This window comes from Saccharicrinis aurantiacus (assembly GCF_001660705.2).
Taxonomy (GTDB): domain Bacteria; phylum Bacteroidota; class Bacteroidia; order Bacteroidales; family Marinilabiliaceae; genus Saccharicrinis; species Saccharicrinis aurantiacus.
Genome location: NZ_LYBV02000033.1, coordinates 73,599 through 95,609 on the forward strand (window position 1 = coordinate 73,599; position 22,011 = coordinate 95,609).

The window sequence follows — 22,011 nt, forward strand, 5'->3', positions numbered from 1 at the left end:
TAATTATTTTACATCTGCACCTAATACTGCATTAATGTACTCACTAGGTTCCATTAACTGCCTAGCAGCCTCCATTGTTAAATCAAAAAATGATGCTGCAAATACTCCCAATAAAACACTACCCAAAGCCAACATTATAGAGGGTATAAAAACGGTAAAGCGTATTGGCTTACTATTGGGAATTGTGATATCATCAGGCTGTTTTTTCAAAAAAGCTTCACTCCATATTTTTATCATAGAATATAATGTGAGTAAAGAAGTCAGCACTGCTATTGCTATAATAACATAGTGCCCATCTTCAATACCCGATTTAATTAGTATAAATTTGGCAAAGAAGCCAGATAGCGGAGGAATGCCAGCCAGTGCAAAAGCTGGAATTATGAACAACACCGCTAACAAGGGCTGTTCTTTTAATAATGAACCCATACTCTTAAGGTCAAAAGTACCTTTAAGCTTATTCATAATACCTGATACCAAAAAGGTGTTTGTCTTGGCTATCATATTGTGAACCGTAAAAAAGATTGCCCCTGCAATAGCCAATGGTGTATAGATACCTAAGCCCATAATCATATAGCCAATTTGACTAATTATATGATAGGATAATATGCGTCGAACATCGTACTGAATAGATGCCGCCATACCTCCAATAACCATGGTAAAACCGGCACTTATCAACAATAAGTTATGCCAGAAGTAAGCATCTTGCACAAAAAACAAAGTGAACAATCGTATGAAAGCGTAAACACCAACCTTAGTTAATATACCTGCAAAAAGAGAGGTAACAGTAATATTAGCCGTATGATATGAGGCAGGCAGCCAAAAGAACAAAGGAAAGATAGCTGCCTTAATTCCCAAAGCGATAAAGAATAACATGGCCGAAGTATTCATAAAAAGGGACTGCTGATCGTTAGTTAGTATTTTGGCCAAGTGAGCCATATTCAGCGTTCCGGTTTTACCATACAACAGTCCAATACCAGCTAAAAAGAACAAAGATGCAATAAGATTTAAGGCCATATATTTGATACCGCCCTCAAGTTGCTTCTTCTCCGACCCCATGGTTATCAACACAAAAGAAGACAGCATTATTACCTCTAACCAAACATAAAAATTAAATATATCGCCGGTTACAAAAGTTCCATTTACACCCATAATTAGGGCAAAGAAAAAGAGAAAGAACCTAGAGAATTGTTTGTTGTTTTTTATAAAATGATATGCATAAATAGAAATAGAAAGCACCAAAAATGAAGTAACTACTAACATTATACCACTAAGCATATCTACTACCAGAGTAATCCCATACGGAGCTTTCCACCCGCCCACATACAAAACCAAAACTCCATTATTAAGGGTATTGATAAATATATAGATGGCTACAATAGCTATTAGAGCACTCCCTATTATTCCAATCCATTTGGCATAGTTTACCTTTCTTATAAATACAAGAAGTATTATAAGGGCAAATGGCAACAATATGGGCAATACTATTTCTGTCATATTTTAAATATCTGTTTCTTTTATTTCATCCGAATCATCTTTATCAGTCACGCTGTAAAATTTTGATTTTAAGGCTAGGGTAAAAATTACAATGCCAAAACCAATTACTATTGCGGTAAGTACCAAGGCCTGAGGTAAAGGATCAGCCATGCTACTTGGGTCTGCATCTCCACCTGTTACGAATGCCGGCTTACCGTGAACTATTCCTGCCGAAATAAATACTAGTAAGTTGGTCGCATTACTTAAAAAAATAATACCTATAATAAATTTCAGAAGACTCCTCCTCAGTATAAGATAAACCCCACCTGCGTATAATAATCCGATTAATGCTACTAGTAGTATTTCCATCACTTATGAGTTGAAAGAGTGAATAAAAACATTAGCGTAACCCCCATTACTGCAATAAAAACCCCTAAATCGAATAGCAATGGAGTACCTAACTTTATTACTTCAAAATCGGAAATAGAATAAGATACCCATACGCCTTGCATTAACGGAGCTCCTGATAGTACAGAAGGAAGAAAGCTCAATAGCACACATAACAGTCCAACACCCATATAAGCCTCAGGACTAACTTTCAAACGATCTTTAATTTGCTTACTTGTAAATGCCAAAGTGTTGAATACAATATAAAGCGCAGCCAACAAGCCTCCAATAAACCCACCTCCTGGTTGATTGTGTCCTCTTAACAAGGCGATAATAGCGAACATTAAAAACAATATCCGCAGGTACTTTGATGCTATTTGTAGAATAACTGAATTCATTTTCTTACTTTTTTAACATTCAACAAAGTAAAAACACCCAAGGCAGCAATCACCAAAACTGTTACTTCACCCAAAGTATCTAAAGCCCTAAAATCAACTAATATCACATTTACCACATTCTTTCCATGTGCTTTTGTATAACTATTCTCCACCAAGAAATCGGCTATAGAAGGATGGATATCCACATTAAGTGCCTTTAGAGCAAGCATGGCCATTATTAGTCCGAAAGTCAAGGCTATAATGCCATCTCTAATTTTAGTGGCCCTGCTTGACACAACAATAAACCTCGGCAACTTTCGCAGTACAAGTACAAACATTACCACCATTAAAGTTTCTACAATAATTTGGGTAATTGCCAAATCAACAGCACTATAGTATAAATAAATTAAGGAGATTCCATATCCGGTTACGGCCATTGCAGTAATTGTAAAAAGCCCATCTTTAGAAAAAACGCTAATCAGCGATGAAAACGTTATAATGCAAACCACACCAGATATATAATAAGGCTGTAAACTAAAATTGGTATTTATTTCCCATCCTCTGGTTATATATAATTGAAATAAGAGAAGCAGAGAACTAAAAACAATAATGGTAGTGAGGTAATATCGGATATAACCGTGTTGAATAAAATGGGTATTCTTTGCCGAAATTTTTATAAATGAACTCAATCCTTTTGAAAACGATCTGTTAAAGTTTATACTAAACAACCTCACATTCATGCGTTGCCACCCCTTAATTAACCTTTTGTTTTTATAAGTAAGTGCAAACAAAAAGATTCCCAAAAGCATAGTTAAGGCACTTAGTAATAATATGGTATTAAAGCCATGCCAAAGTTTTAGTTTAATAACTGCTTCGCCAGAGTAGATATATGATAATGCTGGTTCAATAATTCCGCTAAGAGTATCTGGGAATAAACCTAGGCCAAGACTTAAAACGGCCAGTATACCAGGACTAACTAATAACAACTTATACTTTTTAGTGGCTACACCTAAATCAAATTTAGCCTCACCCAAATACAGCTTAAAAAGAACTAACAATGACACTGCCACCATTAGAACATTGGTTAAAATACCCAGAATCAATAATAATGATGATAACCAAGGCGCCTCAAATTTAGCCTCGTAAATTAACTCCTTACCAATAAAACCAAACATAGGCGGAATGCCAGCCATTGATAATAGGGCAACAGCTACAATAATAAGTCCCAATAGATTCTTCCTTAATATCCCTCCATAACTATTGATGATTCTCGATCCTGTTAATTTCACAAAATAACCCGCTAGCATAAATAAGGATGCTTTGTAAAAAGCATGAACAAATAAAAATACAAAGGCTGCCTTAATAGATAATTCAGTACTTATTCCAAATAACACTACCAATATGCCGAGTGCACTTATTGTGGTATAGGCAAATATTTGTTTTATATCTATTTGAGTAATGGCTAAATAAGCACCTATAAGCATAGTAATGGCTCCAACAGGAGTGATAATATTAATCCACTCTTGAGTTCCGCCTAATATTGGATACAAGCGAGCCAATAAAAATATACCCGCTTTTACCATAGTAGCTGAATGAAGATATGCACTAACTGGTGTGGGTGCTTGCATGGCTCCTAGCAACCAAAAATGAAAAGGAAATTGTGCTGATTTGGTAAACACTCCGGCAAGCACTAATAATAATATGGGTAGGTATTTCCCATCATTTTTTATTAGTTCAGCCTTATCTATCCAGTCAGTTAATGAATAACTACCCACTATACTTCCTATAAGTATTATTGCTACCAACAAGCATAAACCACCTAAGCCTGTAACAAATAAAGATTGAAATGCAGCTTTACGCGCTTGTTCATTCTCATTAAAAAAGCTGATCAGTAAAAAGGATAAAATACTGGTTAGCTCCCAAAAAATAAACATTTGAATAAAGTTTGAAGAGAGTACCAACCCTAGCATGGAGGCACTAAACAGAAGCAAATAGAAATAAAAACGAGTAGTTCCTTGGTAAGAACTCATGTAAGTATTAGCATATATAAAAACCAAAAACCCAATAAAGGTTATCAGTAACACTGATACCATACTCAAGCCATCCAATGTAAACTCAAGGTTTAAACCCAAGCGAGGCATCCATTCAACAAGCGAACTTATCGTTTTTCCGTTTTGTATATCGGGTAAGAAACTCAAAAACAATCCGAATACCAATAATTGTACAAGAGCAATAAAAACAGGAGTATATTTCGATACCTTTTTAGGTATCAAAAACAAAGCAAAAGCCAACAACAAATATAGAATAAGTACTAAAATCATAATCCACAATTTATTACCACTCCTATTTCAACAATAAAGCAAAGTATCCTGTGGCAGGATGTTGAGGTTCTATACAATAATGTTTTTATCTTGTCGGTTCTCTCTAATTTAAGACTAAAAATTATTTAAATCATCTAATTCAGTACTTTTTTGAGCGCTAAACACGGCCCAAAAACACATTATTGACAACAGACTTAATATCTTATATTAGTGCCCTTTAACGCACGACCAAACACCAATTAAAAAACACACAAAATGAAAGAAATTGATAAAATAGCACTCATCGAAATTAAAAACCGACAAATACTTCACGTAAGATCCAAAGGAAAACTAAAATTCTATTTACCCGGCGGAAAAAGAGAAGCCAGCGAAACAGATGAACAAACCCTCACCAGAGAGTTACACGAAGAACTGAGCATAAATATTAACACAAATACCATTAAATACCTCGGTACCTTTAAGGCCCCCGCCGATGGAAAAGCAGAAGATGTTTTGGTGAAAATTACTTGTTATACCGCCGAATATACGGGTAACTTAAAACCAGCCAACGAAATTGAAGAGCTCCGATGGTTAAATAATTCCAATCTCGATATCATCTCCGAAGCCAGCAAAAAGATATTCGAATTCCTAAAACAAAAAGGAGAAATAGATTAATAACTATAAATGAATATTAGGGGCTTCCCCTGCGGGTCGCACTTTCCGCTATATCTTTACTCGCCATAATGGGCTCGCAAAGGATGCCGCTCCAATTGCTAAGCCAAGCCTGCATAAGCCATAAGGCCGCCACAAAAACTACTTACCTACGGAAGAAATATTCCATAGGTACGCAATAAAAATTCCTTACCTATGGAAAAAAAATTGCATAGGTAAGGAAAAATTACGCCATACCTATGCAATTTCTAAGGCCTTTAAATCTACCCTTAAGTCATTCCAAAAAACCAAAGAATCACAATCCAGAATTCTTAAGCAAAGCAATAAAAACATTTGATATTAAAGCACTCCTCCGCAGGCGCGGATTTTGCTACACTTAATTGCATAAAAAAAGGCCTGAAGTAATAACTTCAAGCCTTTAAACTTTTGAGGTTCCTGGCGGATTCGAACCGCCGTAACTGGTTTTGCAGACCAGTGCCTAAGCCACTCGGCCAAGGAACCCTGTTTGTTTCGGTTGGCAAAATAAGTAAATATTTATGCCACTACCAAACAATATATTCACTTTTTAAAAGCAGAACTCCGAACCCATTCTGAATCAGCACCTATTTAGGCAAAAAAAGTTCTAGCCTCGCGAATTATCGCTCTAAAGTAACACTAACCGCCTTCATTTGCCCACCCATCGGAGGGTTCATTTTTGAAACTTTTACACGCAACCAATCAATATAATCGAACTTTGCTTTAATTGCAGTTACAATCCTATCGGTTAAATGCTCCAATAAATGCGAGTTCTGTTTAATTTGTTCTTTTGTTATCTCGTAAACCTCAACATAATTCAGCGCGTCATAAATACTATCACTTTTCATAGCCTTAGTTACATCCACTGAAATTGCGATATTAACAATAAAACGATTACCTACCACTTGCTCTTCTTTAAAGCAACCATGGTATGCATAAAACTCCATCTCCTCAAGCTCAATTATTCCCTTTTGCATATTTGTTTTTTTATTACTTCACAAAGTTATTTAAAATATTTACGCATTCATAAATCAACTTCCACTATAAAAACAGCCTAGAATCATAAATAAATGACTTATTAGCTATGTAATTAATATTATTTAGGTAAAAAATCATCCCATTATAATGGCAAAAGCTTTATTTTTGCAAGTCAACAAAAGAGCTAACATATATTAAGCTCTGATGTTTCATTTTAATTTAGATTATAAACACACGATATAGCACCTATGAACAAAGAGCAAGTAGACGCCTCATCGGAAACAGTAAAAACAAATTTTATCCATCAAGAGATAGATAAAGACTTGGCCGAGAATAAAAACGGAGGAGCAGTTTTAACTAGATTCCCTCCTGAACCAAATGGATATTTACACATTGGACATGCAAAATCTATTTGTCTTAACTTTAGTTTAGGTCAGCAGTTTGGTGGCGCTTGTAACTTGCGTTTCGACGATACAAATCCGGTTAAGGAAGATGTGGAGTATGTAGATAGCATTAAAGAAGATGTGCAATGGTTAGGTTTTGATTGGCCTGGCGAAGCTAAATTTGCTTCTGACTATTTCGATCAGTTATACGCGTGGGCTGTTGCCTTAATTAGAAATGGCAAAGCATATGTTGATGACCAATCGGCAGAAACTATCGCTAGCCAAAAAGGAACGCCAACAACACCGGGTACCGAAAGTCCGTTTAGAAATCGTTCAGTAGAAGAAAATATCGACTTGTTTGAACGCATGAAAAATGGTGAGTTCAAAGCAGGAGAAAAAGTATTGCGTGCTAAAATTGATATGACATCGCCAAATATGCACATGCGCGATCCTTTAATGTACCGTATCATTCATAGCGATCATCACCGTACTGGCGACAAGTGGTGTGTATACCCTATGTACGATTTTGCGCACGGACAAGAAGATTTTATCGAAGGCATTACGCACTCTATCTGTACACTAGAGTTTGAAGTACACAGACCACTTTACGATTGGTTTTTAACACAAATTATTGAGGCCGATGCAAGCCTAAAAGATAGAGTAAGACCACGACAAATAGAATTTGCGCGTTTAAACCTTAACTATACAGTTATGAGTAAGCGTAAATTACTAGAGCTAGTGGAAAAAAATATTGTTTCAGGATGGGATGACCCACGTATGCCTACCGTTTCTGGCTTACGCCGAAGAGGATATACTCCTGAATCAATCCGCACATTTGCTGATAAAGTTGGTGTAGCTCGTAGAGATGGCGTTATTGATGTTGCCTTACTAGAAAGCTGTATTCGCGAAGACTTAAATAAAAAAGCAGCACGTGTAAACGCTGTGGTTGATCCTATTAAATTAATCATCACCAACTACCCAGAAGGACAAGAAGAGTATGTTGATATTATCAACAACCCTGAAGATGAGTCGATGGGATCGCGTAAGCTACCATTCTCACGTGAGGTATATATTGAGCGTGACGATTTTATGGAGGATGCACCTAAAAAGTTCTTCCGTTTAACTGTTGGTAAAGAGTTGCGCTTAAAAGCAGCTTATGCAATTACCTGTACAGGCTTAAAAAAGGATGAGAACGGAAATATAGAAGAGCTATATGCTACTTACGATCCTGAAACTAAGAGTGGAGCAACAACCGTAGATCGTAAAATTAAAGGAGTAATCCACTGGGTTTCTGCCGCTCATGCAGTTGATGCTGAGGTTAGAGTTTACGATCGTTTATATAATCACGAGGCTCCGGCAGCACAAAAGGATGCCGATCACTTAGATTTTATCAATAAAGATTCGTTAAAAACCATCACAGCTAAGGTTGAGCCTTCGTTAACAGAGGCAAAACCATTGGATCAATTCCAATTTCAGCGTGTAGGTTATTTCTGTGTTGATAAAGATTCAACAAGCGACAAATTGATTTTTAACAGAACCGTTGCCTTAAAAGACGGTTGGGCTAAAAAGAAGTAAAGAATAAAACACCATATTTTACAACAAGGCTAGCGTTTCGCTGGCCTTGTTTCGTTTATACCCACAAAATCACAACACCTGCCGAAAGTCAGCAAAGAAACAATCACTAAATATTATCATTGCGGAAATTTATAAAAGCCTCCCATTAAACTAGTAAGCGGTTTATTTGTTTAGGTAGGTAACAGATGCTATTTATAGCAAAAACACCATCAAATGATTGATATTATTAATGAAGAATATTAACAATTCGTTCAAATATTTAACCTATTTGATAAACAATAGCATTGCATTACAAAAACATAGTATTTAGATTTGTACATAGCTCTTTTAGCACGAAAAGCTAATAGAGTATATAATACCAAAAAACAGTATTTCATTTGAAATAAAAACAATTACCACATGAGCACTCAAATTGAAAAATCCTATCAAGAAGAGATTGAACTGAAATATCAACTGTACAACAGTTTATTTCTTTCGCTTGAACTTGAAGCAGTAGAAAAAGCAGGGAACTTAATCCCGCTAATGTATAAAGATTGCGTTAAAGGTTTAAAAGAAGGTGTTGACCCGGTTAGCATCATTGATAAATTCTTTAAAGATCACAAAGCAATATATAACGAAGACGAAAAGAACGACTTCCTATTCAAGGTAATCCAATATATAGAGCGTCAAATTGTATTAATTGATGCACTTGAAGATGCTGCGTATAACAAAATTCACCGTATTAACGGCGAAAACTCATACGCTACCATGTCGGATAGAGTTAAAAAAGCCGGTTTAACCGACGAGTTAGCAGAGGCTATTAAAGAGTTTGGTGTACGCATAGTACTTACGGCGCATCCTACGCAATTCTACCCTTCGCAGGTATTGGCCATTATTACCGATTTAATGGAAGCCATTAAAGCAGGCGAAGTTGGTTTAATAAGAGACCTATTGCAACAGTTAGGTAAAACACCATTCTTCCAAAAAATTAAGCCTACTCCACTCGACGAGGCAAACCGTTTGGCATTTTACCTGAAAGATACTTTTTACCCTGCCATTGGCGAGTTACTGGATAAAACAGCGGAGGACTACCAAGATGCCCTTGCTGCAAACAACCAATTTATTCAATTAGGCTTTTGGCCTGGTGGCGATAGAGATGGTAACCCATTTGTAACTGTTGACACAACCAAAGAAGTTGCCTACAAACTGCGCAATACAGCCACACAATGTTATTATAACGATGTACGTGAATTAAAACGCAGAATTACTTTTGCTGGTGTACACGATAAAATTGTTGAACTTGAAGAAATGCTTAAAGCAGAATTAGGCAATGCCGATGGTAAAAACAATGTTTGTTATGATGATTTAATGGCTAAGATTGAGGTGATAGAAACTGCTATCATCGAAGAACACCAAGGCCTATTTGTAGAAAAACTACAATCGTTTAAACGCAAAGTACAGCAGTTCGGTTTCCACATGGCTAGTATCGATATCCGTCAGGATAGCCGTATTATTGCCAATGCACTTAAGGAGGTTATTAAGAAATATCCTGATATTCTTCCGGCCAATATTTTTGACTTGGACGAGAAAGAGCAAATACAATTGCTCATGAACGCCAAGGGTGCTGTTGATGCCACCGTATTTGAAGATGACATTGTTAAAGATACCGTAGCATCGTTTGGTGTTATCAAAGAAATTCAGAAAACAAACGGACAAATGGGTGCGCACCGTTACATTATTAGTAACTGTCGTGGACCAATTGATGTGGCCCGTGTGTTGGCACTATTGCGCATTTGCGGATGGGGCTATCAAGCTCTTAACGTTGATATTGTTCCGCTTTTCGAAACCATCGACGACCTTAAATTTGCCGGCGATGCCATGCAAATATTATATTCTAATCCTACCTACAAAAAGCACCTACAGGAGCGCAACAACAAGCAAACTGTAATGCTAGGTTTCTCTGATGGAACCAAAGATGGTGGATACCTAATGGCCAACTGGGCTATTTTCTCGGCCAAAGAAAGCATCACAGCCACATCGCGTAATAACGATGTTGAAGTAATGTTCTTCGACGGACGTGGTGGACCTCCTGCTCGTGGTGGTGGTAATGCACACCGTTTTTATGCGGCCATGGGTAAAAACATCGAAAGCAGCCAAATTCAATTAACCATTCAAGGGCAAACCATTAGCTCGCACTATGGTATTAAAGAAGCTGCGGCACATAACTTAGGTTATTTAATTTCGGCCGGATTAAGCAATAAATTATACAGCAAGCCTCAAAACCAAGTAGACGATACGCAACATCAGTTTATCGAAGAAATGGCAGAGGCGAGTTACAAAAAATACATTTCGCTTAAAGAGAACGAGCTATTCCTACCTTATCTTGAAGAGGTGAGTACACTTACCCACTACGGAAAAGCCAACATTGGTAGTAGACCAAGTAAGCGTGGTGGCGGCGGTAAAATTACGCTCGACGATTTACGTGCTATCCCATTCGTGGGTGCTTGGAGTCAGTTGAAACAAAACGTACCAGGCTTCTTCGGATTAGGAACTGCCCTTAAAGAGCAAGAAGAAAAAGGAAATCTCGACGAGGTTAAGAAGCTATACAACGATTCGGTTTTCTTTAAAACACTACTTGCCAACAGCATGCAGAGTATGAAGAAAACAAGCTTTGAGCTAACCAGTTATTTGGCCAACAACAAGGTATATGGCGAATTCTGGAAATCGCTATTAGCCGAATTTGAGCTTACCAAAGAAATGGTATTAAAAGTTTCTGAAATGCCCGAGCTGCTCGACGATAACAAGCGTAGCCAAATGAGTATTCAGTTGCGCGAGCGCGTTGTATTACCTCTTTTAATTATACAACAATACGCCCTAATGAAAATTCAGGAAGCCAAAAATGGCAACGAAGAAATTCCATTGGAAGCATTCGAGAAAATGGTTATTCGCGCCATGTTTGGTAACATCAATGCCAGTAGAAATTCAGCGTAAACAATAAGTTTTTAAAATACAAAAGCGGAGTTACAAACAAGTAGCTCCGCTTTTTTTTACCCAAAGCAAACCGCAATTTAATTTCCTTAACAAAGAACTATAGGCTAGTATCATTGCTTTTAGTATTTTTGCGACTTTAAATCAAAACAATAAAATTTGCATGTTAGTAGTAGGGATAGCAGGAGGAACTGGAAGTGGAAAAACAACGGTGGTAAAAAAGATTATTGAACAATTGCCGCAAGCGCAAATAACCGTTATACCGCAAGACTCCTATTATAGAGATAGTAGTCATATTCCGATGGAGGAACGAAAGCAAATTAATTTTGATCATCCTGATAGTATCGAATTTGATTTAATTGTGGATCAACTAAAGGCGCTAAAGGATGGAAATACGGTTTTGCAACCCACCTACTCCTACCTCACCTGCACGCGTCAGGCCGAAGTTATTGAGGTACAACCTTGTAAAGTGATCATATTAGAGGGTATTCTTATTCTTAATCATAAACCTCTGAGAGATTTAATGGATCTGAAGATATTTGTAGATGCCGATGCTGATGATCGCTTATCGCGAGTTATTTCACGCGATATTGTAGAGCGCGGTCGTGATGTTGAGGCGGTATTATCGCGCTACAAAAGAACGGTAAAGCCTAGTCATAACCAGTTTATTGAGCCTACAAAACGCTATGCTGATATTATAGTGCCACAAGGTGGAAATAATACTGTAGCCATAAATATGCTGAAGGAGTACTTACAACAGAATATTGAAAAGTATTCTTAGTATACTACTTATCATTATTTGTGTTAGAACATATACTCCGGTACAAGTATGTTGGAAATAGTTACAAAGCCCTCTGCACTCCTTACAACTTATTGTGTAAGTTTTGCAAAGGGATAGGTACTCCTTGCAAGCCATTTCGTAGTGCTTACAAGGCGTTCTGCATTGAATGCAAAGCATTCCGCAATGTATACAAGACCTTCTTCATCCAATACAAAAACACCTTACCTTAACCGGAGTACCATTTACATTGGCGCAACTCGCTTCTGCAGTCAAGCATTGGGCTGCTCACATTAATAAACAGAATAGGACATATAGGTAAACTTATCTTAGTTTAAAGAATTGATGTTTCGCAATAGTTCAAGTTTAATCGTCACTAAATTATTTATACCATCTATTCTTGTGTGAGCAATTGCAGCGACATCTGAAAATGTGCCTGCTTTTTTTCTACGCCAAATACCTAGCGGGGTATTTACTTAATAAAATTGATGTTTAAAATGGTTAACCCTACCCTCCCCATTCGCGCTGATTTGTAATCGTATCGCAGAAATATTTATTCTAAAGAATAAACCAATACGTGTGACCATCCCTATAATTGTCTCACAACTAAATATTATAACCTAAACAAATAAACCTTATTCTATGTCACTACTGCAAAAGCTAAGCTTATGCTTAATAGTTATGCTATCCGCTAGCCAAATTAATGCTCAAGATCTTTTAATAAAAACCAATAATGATTCAATATTTGGCATTGTAAAAGAAATTGGCGACCTCGAAATTAAATACACGAACCCTGATGTAAGTGAAACCATATTATTTGGGATTGACAAAGCTGATGTAAGCAAAATTTTATTAGAAAATGGTAAAGAATTAACTTTTACTAAAGCCATTAACGACCCTGAAAAATACATCGAGAATCATAAAAACCTTCTAAAGGTCAATTTCCTATCTCCTTTATTTAATAGTTTAAACTTTAGCTATGAACGCAGTTTAGCTCCGGGTAGAAGTATTGAGGCTGCAATAGGTATAATAGGTGTTGGCTACGATATGGATGATACTAACGACCAGGGTGTATTTGCAAAAATAGGCTACAAGTTTATTAAAAGCCCCGATTATTATTTACGCGGTCAAAGATATGCACATCTGTTAAAGGGTGCTTATATTAGGCCTGAAATAGCCATTTCGTACTACCAATTTGATGAGTACTACTATTATTACGATTATAATGGTGGTTACGATAGTTATGGAGGTGGGTATAATTACAATAGCAGTACACCCACAGAAACAAACCTAATGTTTGCTATATTATTAAACTTTGGTAAGCAGTGGGTAATTGACAACGGCTTTGTGGTGGATACCTTTATTGGCTTTGGTTATGGCTTTGGTAATGACGATACTGAACATGGACTTCATAAAGCTTTTATTGGTGCTGTTGATGAATTTCCGCTAGCGCTTACTATGGGCATTAGGTTTGGTTGGTGCTTTTAAGTAATTAGAGTAACTCCCATACAGGTGCCTTGGAGATGGTTACAAAACACTCTGAACAACTTACCACGCTCGCGCCAATTTGCAATACGTGCAATAAAAGCATAAGCTTGCAGACGGAGTGTGAGCAATTGCAGCGGCATCCTTTGTGAGCCCATTATGGCGAAACAAAGATATAGCGGAAAGTGCGACCCGCGTTAACCATGGATGAGAGTTACTTACATGGTTATTAACGAGGGGCACACCATAATTATAATAATGAAACCATTTATTTATTGGAGGATTCCTTTTTTTATGCCGGTGATAAATTCGGCAATATCGCCTTGGCACAGAATGCTCTGGTCGGATATTTGGTAGTTGGCCTGCACATCGTCCATATTTACGCGTATGAGACATGCGTTTGTAAGCTGCTTTGATAATTGCTCAAAGGGCCAACGGATTATTGATGGTGTATTAAAACCTACGCCGAGCTCAAGAAACACTACCTTTTCTTGCTTTATTTGTCGTACATAATTGATGTAATTATTGTTGGCCGTATGCCAATCGTCGTTTTCTACAAAGTACTGATCTTTGCGAAGGTGAGGCTCTAGGGCTTCGCCACAATTGGGGCAAATTGGTATGAGCGCACTGGGTATTTTACAGTGGCTTTGCTGCGCTGCCATATCGTTTACCATTTTATGGTTGTGGTACAAGGTATTGTTGCAGGGCTTGGAACACTGAAACATGCCATAATCGCCTTGCGTGGCAAATAGCTTGCTGGTATTGAATCCTGCTCTTTGAAATTGCGCATCTACATTGGTAGTTAGCACAAAATAATCTTTGTGTTGCACCACTTCTAGTAGGTCTTTATAAGGTTGCCCAACCAGAGCATTGAAACGATTTATTAGAATATGACGCGAAAAGTATGCCCATCGTTCTTCGGGTGTAGCGAAGGGGTAAAAAGCTGCGGAGTACATATCGCTTAAGGGATATTTACTGATGAAATCGGCAAAATTATCTTGAAAACGCTTTCCTCCATAATTTAATCCGGCGGCTGTTGATAGGCCAGATCCTGCGCCTATAATAATTTTATCGGCCGCTTTAATACGAGCTATGCTTTGTTCAATTATTTGTTTATCTATCATTTTGCGTTGGCTACTAAAGGTTTATACAATTCATTATCGGCATGGGAATAAACATTGAATACCACCTTATTTATGGTGTTGGGATGTTTATGAAGCCACTGACCAACTGTATTTACTGCTATTTGTGCAGCAATATGAGCGGGAAAACCAAATACTCCGGTTGATATGCCGCAAAAAGCAATACTGTTTATCTGCGGCATTTCAGCACATGCTTGCAAACAACTTTCGTAGGCTTTGGCAAGTGCTAAGCGGTGCTGAGGACTAGCATTGCCATTGGCTATAGGTCCTACGGTGTGTAACACAAATTTTGAAGGTAAATTATAGGCACGCGTAACTTTTACGGCCCCTGTTGGCTCATCGAAGCCCTGAAGCTGCATAATAGTATTACAATCGTCGCGCAATTGAACGCCCGCTGCACTATGTATGGCATTATCGATACAGGCATGCAAAGGACTAAAACAACCTAACATTTGACTATTGGCTGCGTTTACAATAGCATCGGTAGCTATAGTGGTAATATCGCCCTGCCAAACACTAAGTGCTGTGCCCTTAATATTATTTAATACGGCTGTAGAATTGGCACTGATTACTTGCTTTTCGTTAAGCTCTAACTGAAGTAACTGATTGAGTGTTTCAATATTCTGCGCATCTAAAACTTGTGGATGCAGTGTATTTAATTTAGCATGTAGCGCTCGTCGTTTATCGGCATAAGTAGGAGCACTTTCAAGGCCTAATGCTAACAATAAAGAGTTAAGCAGGGCTTCTTTGCTTTTACCACTTGGAGTTGATGCAATATAGGGCGAATGCAGATGTATTTGATTTGCATAATCGCTAATTGTAAGTGCTTGTTTCATGTGTTCAAATTTATTTTTCAATAGTCACATGGAACTCTCAAATAAATTTAATCATCCTCTTGTGTGTAATTTGGATAATTAAATTTACATGTTCGTTTCATATGAGCATTATTTTAAGCCTGGATTATCTAATTCAAATTCGTCGATGGAAAGTGGGATTTCACTTTTTACCAACCGTACTTTTGATAAACTTCGTAAGTTACTTAAACCAATTGTAGCATCTTCGAAACGGTAAATAGCGTGGGTCCAATCGTATAAATCGTATTTTACCTCTAGTACTTTGTTGTACTTGGCTATATCATAAACTATTTGATAGAAATTATGTAACGATTCGTGCGAACTTTTAAATTTAACTTCCTCAATATAATAATTATGATGCCCAATTACCTGCTGCTTACTTCCCACAAACCTTCCTAGCTTTATGTATCTGCTTTGATTGTGCGTTGCGAAATATGACACAAGAATTATGAGTAATATAATGACAAGGAGAATCATAAGCAATTGATGAAAATAATCTAAGATATAGAAAAACCGACCTCGCTAACTTGTGCGAGATCAGCTCTTATGTATTCGTAATATTAGAAGTTAAACTTACCGTTGGTGTTTTTAGCTTCTGAATCGGGTACAATTTTTTGAATGGTATCCCAATGCTCTACTACTTTTCCGTCTTCTATTCTGAATAAATCGTAAAAGGCTACTTTCTCTTTCATAAATATTCCTTCAGAAACAGATAGTACAAAGTTTCCTTCGCCTAAAATGATATGATTTTTTTCGAACACCATTGGCATACCTGCTTCGGCTAGTGATTGTAGTCCTTCGCCTAAACCTGCTAGTCCATCTTTAATACCTGGATTATGTTGCAAATACTGTTCTGTTGAAATATACTCGGTAATTTTATCAGGGTTGGCACCAAAGAAAACATCTTTTATCAGCTTGCTTACCAATTCTTTATTGGCCGCTGTTTTATCAAGGTCAACTACTTTTGTTGTTCCATCAGTTTGGGTACGGCCCGATGCTGTTTCTTGAGCTATTTCTTGCAAATTATCCCAATGCTCAACAATTAAACCGTCCTCGAAACGAAATATATCGATACCTATTTTGGGTCCAAAAAAGTTATACTCGGTATGTGCAATTACATAGTCGCCATCTTCGAAAACACGAACGGTATTGGCTCTGGCACTACCTTCGGGCAAGGCATGAAGAACGGCGCCAAATCCGGCTAAACCATCTGCTACGCCTTGGTTATGCTGTATGTATTTATTGGGGTTAATATAGGCAGCTGCCGAAGGATCGCCTGTTTCTATACTTTTTATTAATGCTACTACTTTTTCTTTGTTTGAGATTTCCATTTGTTTAGATTTTTTATTGTTATTATTTATTGCGCTTAGCGATGAGAATGCTACTACTAAAATGCTTAATGCTACTGTTAATGTTTTCATGATCAATTGTTTTAATTTGAGTTATCAATTATTTACATTACAAAGATGCGGCAATAAGCAAAGTCGATAAAGGTAAGTTTGAGCCCTTAAATGATAGATTTGCGCCAAGGGTTTATTTTTGGGGATGAATGACGTGTGATGTTAGAATATTAGCACAAAAAAAAGCAGAACCATTGGCTTAATGATGCTGCTTTTGATTAGTAATTATAAAATATGAATCCAAAGTTGTGCTTTGTTAATAAGCACTAAGGGATTTCATCCCTTAAACCCTGACTTACTTTTTGTTCTTGATGACAAAAACTAAGGAAAAAACATCAAGGCTGCTTTTTAAATATCTTTTTTATTATGCTAAAACTTAAGTGCGGCTGGGTGATCTTCGAGCAAAGCTCTCAGCTTCCCAGTCTTACTAAAGTTTTAACACAAACAAAAGTCATTTAAAAATGAGGCCAACAAAACAAGGCGCTCTAAATAAACATTTTCAATTCTTGATTTCTATTAGTTATTTTCTCTAAACTCTGAAGGTGTAGCATTAGCGTGTTTTCTGAAATACTTTATAAAGTTAGTGGGTTCATCATAGCCTAGCTCATAAGCAATTTCCTTTATAGCCTGATTACTATGCACCAACAATCGCTTGGCCTCGAGCACTACACGCTCATCAATAATTTGCTTTGGGGTTTTGGCAAGCAAGGCACTACATGCCTTGTTTAGCTGCTTATCGGAAAGGCTTAACTCCGAGGCATAATAATGAACGGACTTCTCCTGCCTAAAGTTTTGTTCTAACAGATCTTTAAATAAAACCACATAATCAAGATTGGCACTTGGGGCTAGTTCTTTAAATCCTTGCTTGCGCATTTCGCGTTCGGAGATGAGCATAAATACATGCAAGAGATTATGCAATATCATATTCTGCGCACTATCGGTCTCTCTGATAAACTCGGTTTCAATGGCATTTACCAAGGCTTTTAACCCTGCTGCTTGCATACTAATTTTAAACCGTGCGGTTTGATACAAATCGCTAAACAGCATACTGGTGTTTAGATATTGCAAATCGTGATGGTTTTTACAAAAGAAGGTATTGGTAAAAATAATACACTTGCCATGGTAGTTACAGTTAATGTCGTACTTATTAACACTGTTTTGGGCTACAAATATTACGGTATTGTCTTCCACTTCAACCGGACTAAAATCAACGTAATGTGTACCACTCCCCTTCTCAATCCATAAAATATGGTAAAACTGTGCACGATGCGCAACAGTCATCATTTCCTTTTTACGAGAAAGAATTTCTTCCAAATCCAAAATCTCGAATTCGTGATTGAGGCCTTCTTTAAAGTGATATCTTTTTATGATGTCGTCCATTGTTCTGTATTTATAGATAAAGGTAGAAAAACAAAAGAAACTACTTATAGCCAAAGTAGATATAAGTACAGATTTGAAATGAACATAAAAAAATTAATTTTACGCAAAATTGTAATACCTAAACAATCTATTATTATGTTCTCACATTTCAAATACCTTATTATTGGGGTACTCTGCTTTGTAACTCACACTTCAATTGCACAACAACACTTTGAGGGTATTAATTGGGGCTTTAAACTTGGCCTACTAAATAACAACTTTGATTCAGATGTAGGCCCATGGACAGATCCTGTGGCACTAAAAGAAACTGGTAATTCCAACCCATTTCAGAAAGTTGGTAACATAGGCATACAGCTTGGCGGATTTATAGGCTACGATTTTAATGATTACTTGGCACTACAAGCCGATTTACAGTATACACACAAAGGTGAAGAGTACACACGTGCAAGCAACCAGGTTTATAAAGTTTATAGTAATGGTGGAAGTAGTAGTGAAGAAGAATTTATTAGATACCAACTAAGATATATTGAACTACCTTTAGCCATTAGAATAACTCCAATAAGAAGATTTTCTATAAAACTTGGAATATCACCTGGGTTCAATATTTACTCTAAAATTAAATACAACAGTTGGATAGAAGATAGTAACAATAAACTGTTGAACGAATACCCTTTTAATCAAATGGAAATCGATGCTGTAAAACAAGAAACAGACAAAGTTGATTTCGACTATGCAAGCCCAGTAATTATAAGCGGACTTGCTGAGCTCAATTATAATATGAAACGAGGATTCTTATTTATATCTTACAACGCTTCGTTTACAGATATATTTAGCGTTAACAAATTAAATGGATATAATTACCAAACTACAGATGCATATGTAAGTTTCGGATATGGAATTCGTTTTATTGAATACTAGCTTACACTTAAAACATTAAGCAGTTCTAAAGTATTTGTTACATAAATAATAGCTACTTATAAATACACATTCTTGTTTTAGTAGGTACTTGTGTGAGCGATTGCAGCGGCATCCTTTGTGAGCCCCCTTTGGCGAAACAAAGATATAGCGGAAAGCGCGACCCGAGTTTTTCACGAGGGCACACCATAATCGCATTATTCATAAATATTTCCTCTCCAAGTATTAAATTGTTTTTATAGCGGTTTGCTACAGTTTTTACCCATGTATTTTACTTACACTCCCCCCTGCTTTATTAAAACCAAGGTTAGCGTACCATATATATTAAATCTATATTTACATCGTTTACTATAATTATTATTTTTAATGATGACAAAATTAAAAACCCTATCAACACTAGTTTTAATGTGCAGTGTAGCAATTTGCTTTGCACAAAAAACCCCCACCTTTAAACGAGGTGAAGATCCAAAACCCAAAGACAAAAAATGGGTACTTATTGAAGAAATGTCGGATGAGTTTAATGGTGATGAAATTGATGAAAAAAAATGGCAAATCTCCGGACAAGGATGGATTGGACGCCCTCCCGGTATCTTCTTAGCTGAAAATATTAAGCTTAAAGACGGACTACTTCATGCAGAAACCTGTTTACTCAAAGACTCTGTTGTTAAAAACAATAAAACTTATACCCATGGTGGAGCTTATGTGGGCTCAAGAACGGGGACTACGTATGGCTATTTTGAGGCTAGAATGAAAGCCAACAAAACATTTATGTCTTCAACTTTTTGGCTTATTAATAGTGCGAGAGGCAAAAAAGGTTGCGATAAACGAACTACGGAGCTGGATATACAAGAGTGTGTTGGAACCATAACTGGAAAAGGAAAATGGCTACAAGGATTTAACGAGAGAATGAACGCCAACAACCACAGCCGAAATATTCCGGAGGGATGTGACTACAAAAAAGGAACTGCGCCTGTAAAAGGGAACTTGAAAAATGGATTGGTAACAGACGATTTCCATGTTTATGCGGTTTGGTGGAAAAGTAAAAGTGAGATTCTTTTTTTCCTAGATGGAGAATTGCTTGGTACTACAGCACCTCCTGCCGATTTTGACCTAGAAATGCATCTTAGAATGGTGGTAGAAACTTACGATTGGAATCCGGTTCCCGAAGGTGGTGGTATGAACTTTAACCTCCAAGATCGCACGACCTACTATGACTGGGTGAGATCGTGGAAACTAGAAGATAAGTAAAAACAGACTTAGGCAGCAACTTATTTAAGAGCATTATACTAATTCTACATAATAACAGAATTGATATTACATCAAAAAACAATAAGCCTTGGAGAACGAATTCTTCAAGGCTTATATGTTTTATTGTACTCTTAGTATTTTTAGATGTTGGCCACTGCGCTGTTGATGCGTGCAATGGTTTCTTCTTTACCAATAAGTTCAGCAATAGTCATTAAATCAGGACCGAAACCACCACCTACTAAGGCCAAACGGAAGGCATTCATCACCAATCCAAAACCTAAGCCTTTGGCTTCGATTTGCGCTGCAATGGCTTCTTTAATGGCATCGGCATTCCAATCAGATACTTGCTCAAGTACAGCAGGTAACTCAGTCATGAAAGCTGGCACATCGCCTTTCCATCGTTTCTTCACCACTTTGGCATCATACTCAACCGGTGCTTGGAAAAAGAAGAAGGTTTGCTCCCATAAATCGGCCACAAAAGTAGCGCGCTCTTTTACCAATGCAATGGCTTGGATCACCAAAGTTTTATCGGCTGATACACTTTTATCGGCCAAGATTGGCTCAAATAAAGTATAGATCTCCTCGTCGGATTTTGACACCAAATATTGGTGGTTGAACCACTTGGCTTTTTCGGGATCGAAACGTGCACCTGACTTATTAACACGCTCCAAAGAGAAGGCTTGTATTAACTCATCCATAGTGAAAATTTCTTTCTCGGTACCATCGTTCCAACCCAATAGCGACAATAGGTTTACAACAGCATCGGGCAAATAACCCGACTCGCGATATCCTGAGGCTACTTCGCCACCTTCAGGGCGCCACTCGATTGGGAATACTGGGAAACCAGCTTTATCGCCATCGCGCTTGCTTAGTTTTCCGTTTCCGGTAGGCTTTAAAATTAATGGCAGGTGGGCAAATTCAGGGCGCTCGTTCTCCCATCCTAAAGCTTTATATAACATTACGTGCAGTGGCATTGATGGTAACCACTCTTCGCCACGAATAACGTGCGATATTTTCATTTTGTAATCGTCGACCACATTGGCCAAGTGATAGGTTGGTAAACCATCTGACTTAAAGATTACTTTATCATCGAGAATTGAGGTGTTGAATTTTACTTCGCCACGAATTAAATCTGTTGCTTTAACTTCGGTATCCTCGGGCATTTTAAAACGAACCACATAAGGTGTTCCGTCGGCAATTAATTGCTTAACCTCATCGGCTGATAACGAAAGTGAGTTGCGTAAGTTTTTACGCGTGTGCATATCGTACGAAAACTTACTTTTTTCGGCTTCGGCTTTTTCGCGTAAAGCGTCTAACTCTTCGGCTGTATCGAAGGCATAATAAGCCCAACCGTCGTTAATTAATTGATCGGTATAAGAAAGGTAAATTTCTTTGCGCTCCGATTGTTTATATGGGCCATACTCGCCGCCTTGTGCCACACCCTCATCAATGGTCATACCCAACCACCCAAGAGATTCGTTGATGTATGCTTCTGCTCCTTCAACAAATCGGGTTTGATCAGTATCTTCGATACGAAGAATGAAATCGCCACCGTGCTTTTTGGCAAATAAATAATTGAATAACGCTGTACGAACGCCACCTATATGTAATGGTCCTGTTGGACTTGGGGCAAAACGAACTCTTACCTTTCTGTCAGTCATATCTTATTTTTTTTGCAAAGA

General features: G+C 37.4%; 18 protein-coding genes and 1 tRNA gene. 7 read left to right on the forward strand and 12 right to left on the reverse strand.

Translation table 11 applies throughout. The annotated features are described in order from the left end of the window. Positions 1-3: 3 nt before the first annotated feature. From A8B35_RS16385 to mbhE, 4 genes are read right to left on the reverse strand one after another with little or no spacing between them, the layout of a single operon-like run. A complete protein-coding gene (locus A8B35_RS16385) occupies positions 4-1,494 on the reverse strand; it encodes a proton-conducting transporter transmembrane domain-containing protein (protein WP_075603506.1) in 1,491 nt (496 codons plus the stop codon). 3 nt (positions 1,495-1,497) lie between these two features. Next, on the reverse strand, positions 1,498-1,842 hold the full coding sequence (locus A8B35_RS16390; RefSeq protein ID WP_075603507.1) for an NADH-quinone oxidoreductase subunit K: 345 nt from the start codon (positions 1,840-1,842) through the stop codon (positions 1,498-1,500). Beyond that, positions 1,842-2,258 (reverse strand): MnhB domain-containing protein, encoded by a 417-nt coding sequence (locus tag A8B35_RS16395; RefSeq protein WP_075603508.1) that lies wholly within the window; start codon positions 2,256-2,258, stop codon positions 1,842-1,844. Before A8B35_RS16395 ends, A8B35_RS16390 begins: the two co-directional genes overlap by 1 nt. Beyond that, positions 2,255-4,558 (reverse strand): hydrogen gas-evolving membrane-bound hydrogenase subunit E, encoded by a 2,304-nt coding sequence (mbhE, locus tag A8B35_RS16400; RefSeq protein ID WP_075603509.1) that lies wholly within the window; start codon positions 4,556-4,558, stop codon positions 2,255-2,257. Before mbhE ends, A8B35_RS16395 begins: the two co-directional genes overlap by 4 nt. 255 nt (positions 4,559-4,813) lie before the next feature. Between mbhE and A8B35_RS16405 the strand changes: the two genes are divergently transcribed. Continuing rightward, the gene (locus tag A8B35_RS16405; RefSeq protein ID WP_075603510.1) at positions 4,814-5,212 is read left to right on the forward strand and encodes an NUDIX hydrolase; all 399 of its coding nucleotides are present in this window, start codon (positions 4,814-4,816) and stop codon (positions 5,210-5,212) included. 426 nt (positions 5,213-5,638) lie between these two features. Here A8B35_RS16405 and A8B35_RS16410 read toward each other — a convergent pair. After that, positions 5,639-5,710 (reverse strand) — tRNA-Cys (locus tag A8B35_RS16410). A gap of 134 nt (positions 5,711-5,844) precedes the next feature. After that, positions 5,845-6,201, reverse strand: coding sequence for a dihydroneopterin aldolase (gene folB, locus A8B35_RS16415; RefSeq protein WP_075603511.1), 357 nt, complete (start codon positions 6,199-6,201; stop codon positions 5,845-5,847). Positions 6,202-6,450: 249 nt separating this feature from the next. Between folB and A8B35_RS16420 the strand changes: the two genes are divergently transcribed. The 4 genes from A8B35_RS16420 to A8B35_RS16435 all read left to right on the forward strand — a co-directional run bounded on the left by A8B35_RS16420 (position 6,451) and on the right by A8B35_RS16435 (position 13,393). Then, on the forward strand, positions 6,451-8,160 hold the full coding sequence (locus A8B35_RS16420; protein WP_075603512.1) for a glutamine--tRNA ligase/YqeY domain fusion protein: 1,710 nt from the start codon (positions 6,451-6,453) through the stop codon (positions 8,158-8,160). Between the two features lie 399 nt (positions 8,161-8,559). Next, the gene (locus tag A8B35_RS16425) at positions 8,560-11,130 is read left to right on the forward strand and encodes a phosphoenolpyruvate carboxylase (protein WP_075603513.1); all 2,571 of its coding nucleotides are present in this window, start codon (positions 8,560-8,562) and stop codon (positions 11,128-11,130) included. Positions 11,131-11,290: 160 nt separating this feature from the next. Beyond that, complete coding sequence (gene udk, locus A8B35_RS16430; RefSeq protein WP_075603514.1) at positions 11,291-11,908, forward strand: uridine kinase; 618 nt, start codon at positions 11,291-11,293, stop codon at positions 11,906-11,908. 639 nt (positions 11,909-12,547) lie between these two features. Further along, complete coding sequence (locus A8B35_RS16435) at positions 12,548-13,393, forward strand: hypothetical protein (protein ID WP_075603515.1); 846 nt, start codon at positions 12,548-12,550, stop codon at positions 13,391-13,393. A gap of 269 nt (positions 13,394-13,662) precedes the next feature. On the opposite strand, the gene A8B35_RS16440 is transcribed toward A8B35_RS16435, so the two are convergent. The 5 genes from A8B35_RS16440 to A8B35_RS16460 all read right to left on the reverse strand — a co-directional run bounded on the left by A8B35_RS16440 (position 13,663) and on the right by A8B35_RS16460 (position 18,166). Continuing rightward, positions 13,663-14,514 (reverse strand): SIR2 family NAD-dependent protein deacylase, encoded by an 852-nt coding sequence (locus A8B35_RS16440; protein WP_075603516.1) that lies wholly within the window; start codon positions 14,512-14,514, stop codon positions 13,663-13,665. Continuing rightward, positions 14,511-15,368, reverse strand: a complete 858-nt coding sequence (locus A8B35_RS16445) for a protein-ADP-ribose hydrolase (RefSeq protein WP_083634491.1) — start codon at positions 15,366-15,368, stop codon at positions 14,511-14,513. Before A8B35_RS16445 ends, A8B35_RS16440 begins: the two co-directional genes overlap by 4 nt. A gap of 108 nt (positions 15,369-15,476) precedes the next feature. Further along, positions 15,477-15,827, reverse strand: a complete 351-nt coding sequence (locus A8B35_RS16450) for a hypothetical protein (protein WP_139314920.1) — start codon at positions 15,825-15,827, stop codon at positions 15,477-15,479. Positions 15,828-15,946: 119 nt separating this feature from the next. After that, positions 15,947-16,807: a nuclear transport factor 2 family protein gene (locus A8B35_RS16455; protein WP_075603518.1), complete on the reverse strand. Its 861-nt coding sequence runs from the start codon at positions 16,805-16,807 to the stop codon at positions 15,947-15,949. A 495-nt stretch (positions 16,808-17,302) separates the two neighbouring features. Continuing rightward, positions 17,303-18,166: a helix-turn-helix domain-containing protein gene (locus A8B35_RS16460; RefSeq protein WP_075603519.1), complete on the reverse strand. Its 864-nt coding sequence runs from the start codon at positions 18,164-18,166 to the stop codon at positions 17,303-17,305. A 135-nt stretch (positions 18,167-18,301) separates the two neighbouring features. Between A8B35_RS16460 and A8B35_RS16465 the strand changes: the two genes are divergently transcribed. Both A8B35_RS16465 and A8B35_RS16470 read left to right on the forward strand, forming a co-directional pair. Next, positions 18,302-19,084, forward strand: a complete 783-nt coding sequence (locus A8B35_RS16465; RefSeq protein ID WP_075603520.1) for an outer membrane beta-barrel protein — start codon at positions 18,302-18,304, stop codon at positions 19,082-19,084. A 363-nt stretch (positions 19,085-19,447) separates the two neighbouring features. Then, entirely contained in the window at positions 19,448-20,329 is an 882-nt protein-coding gene (locus A8B35_RS16470) for a family 16 glycosylhydrolase (RefSeq protein WP_075603521.1), read from the forward strand. 140 nt (positions 20,330-20,469) lie between these two features. Here the strand turns inward: A8B35_RS16470 and gltX are convergent, their stop codons facing one another. After that, entirely contained in the window at positions 20,470-21,990 is a 1,521-nt protein-coding gene (gene gltX, locus A8B35_RS16475; RefSeq protein ID WP_075603522.1) for a glutamate--tRNA ligase, read from the reverse strand. Positions 21,991-22,011 lie beyond the last annotated feature (21 nt).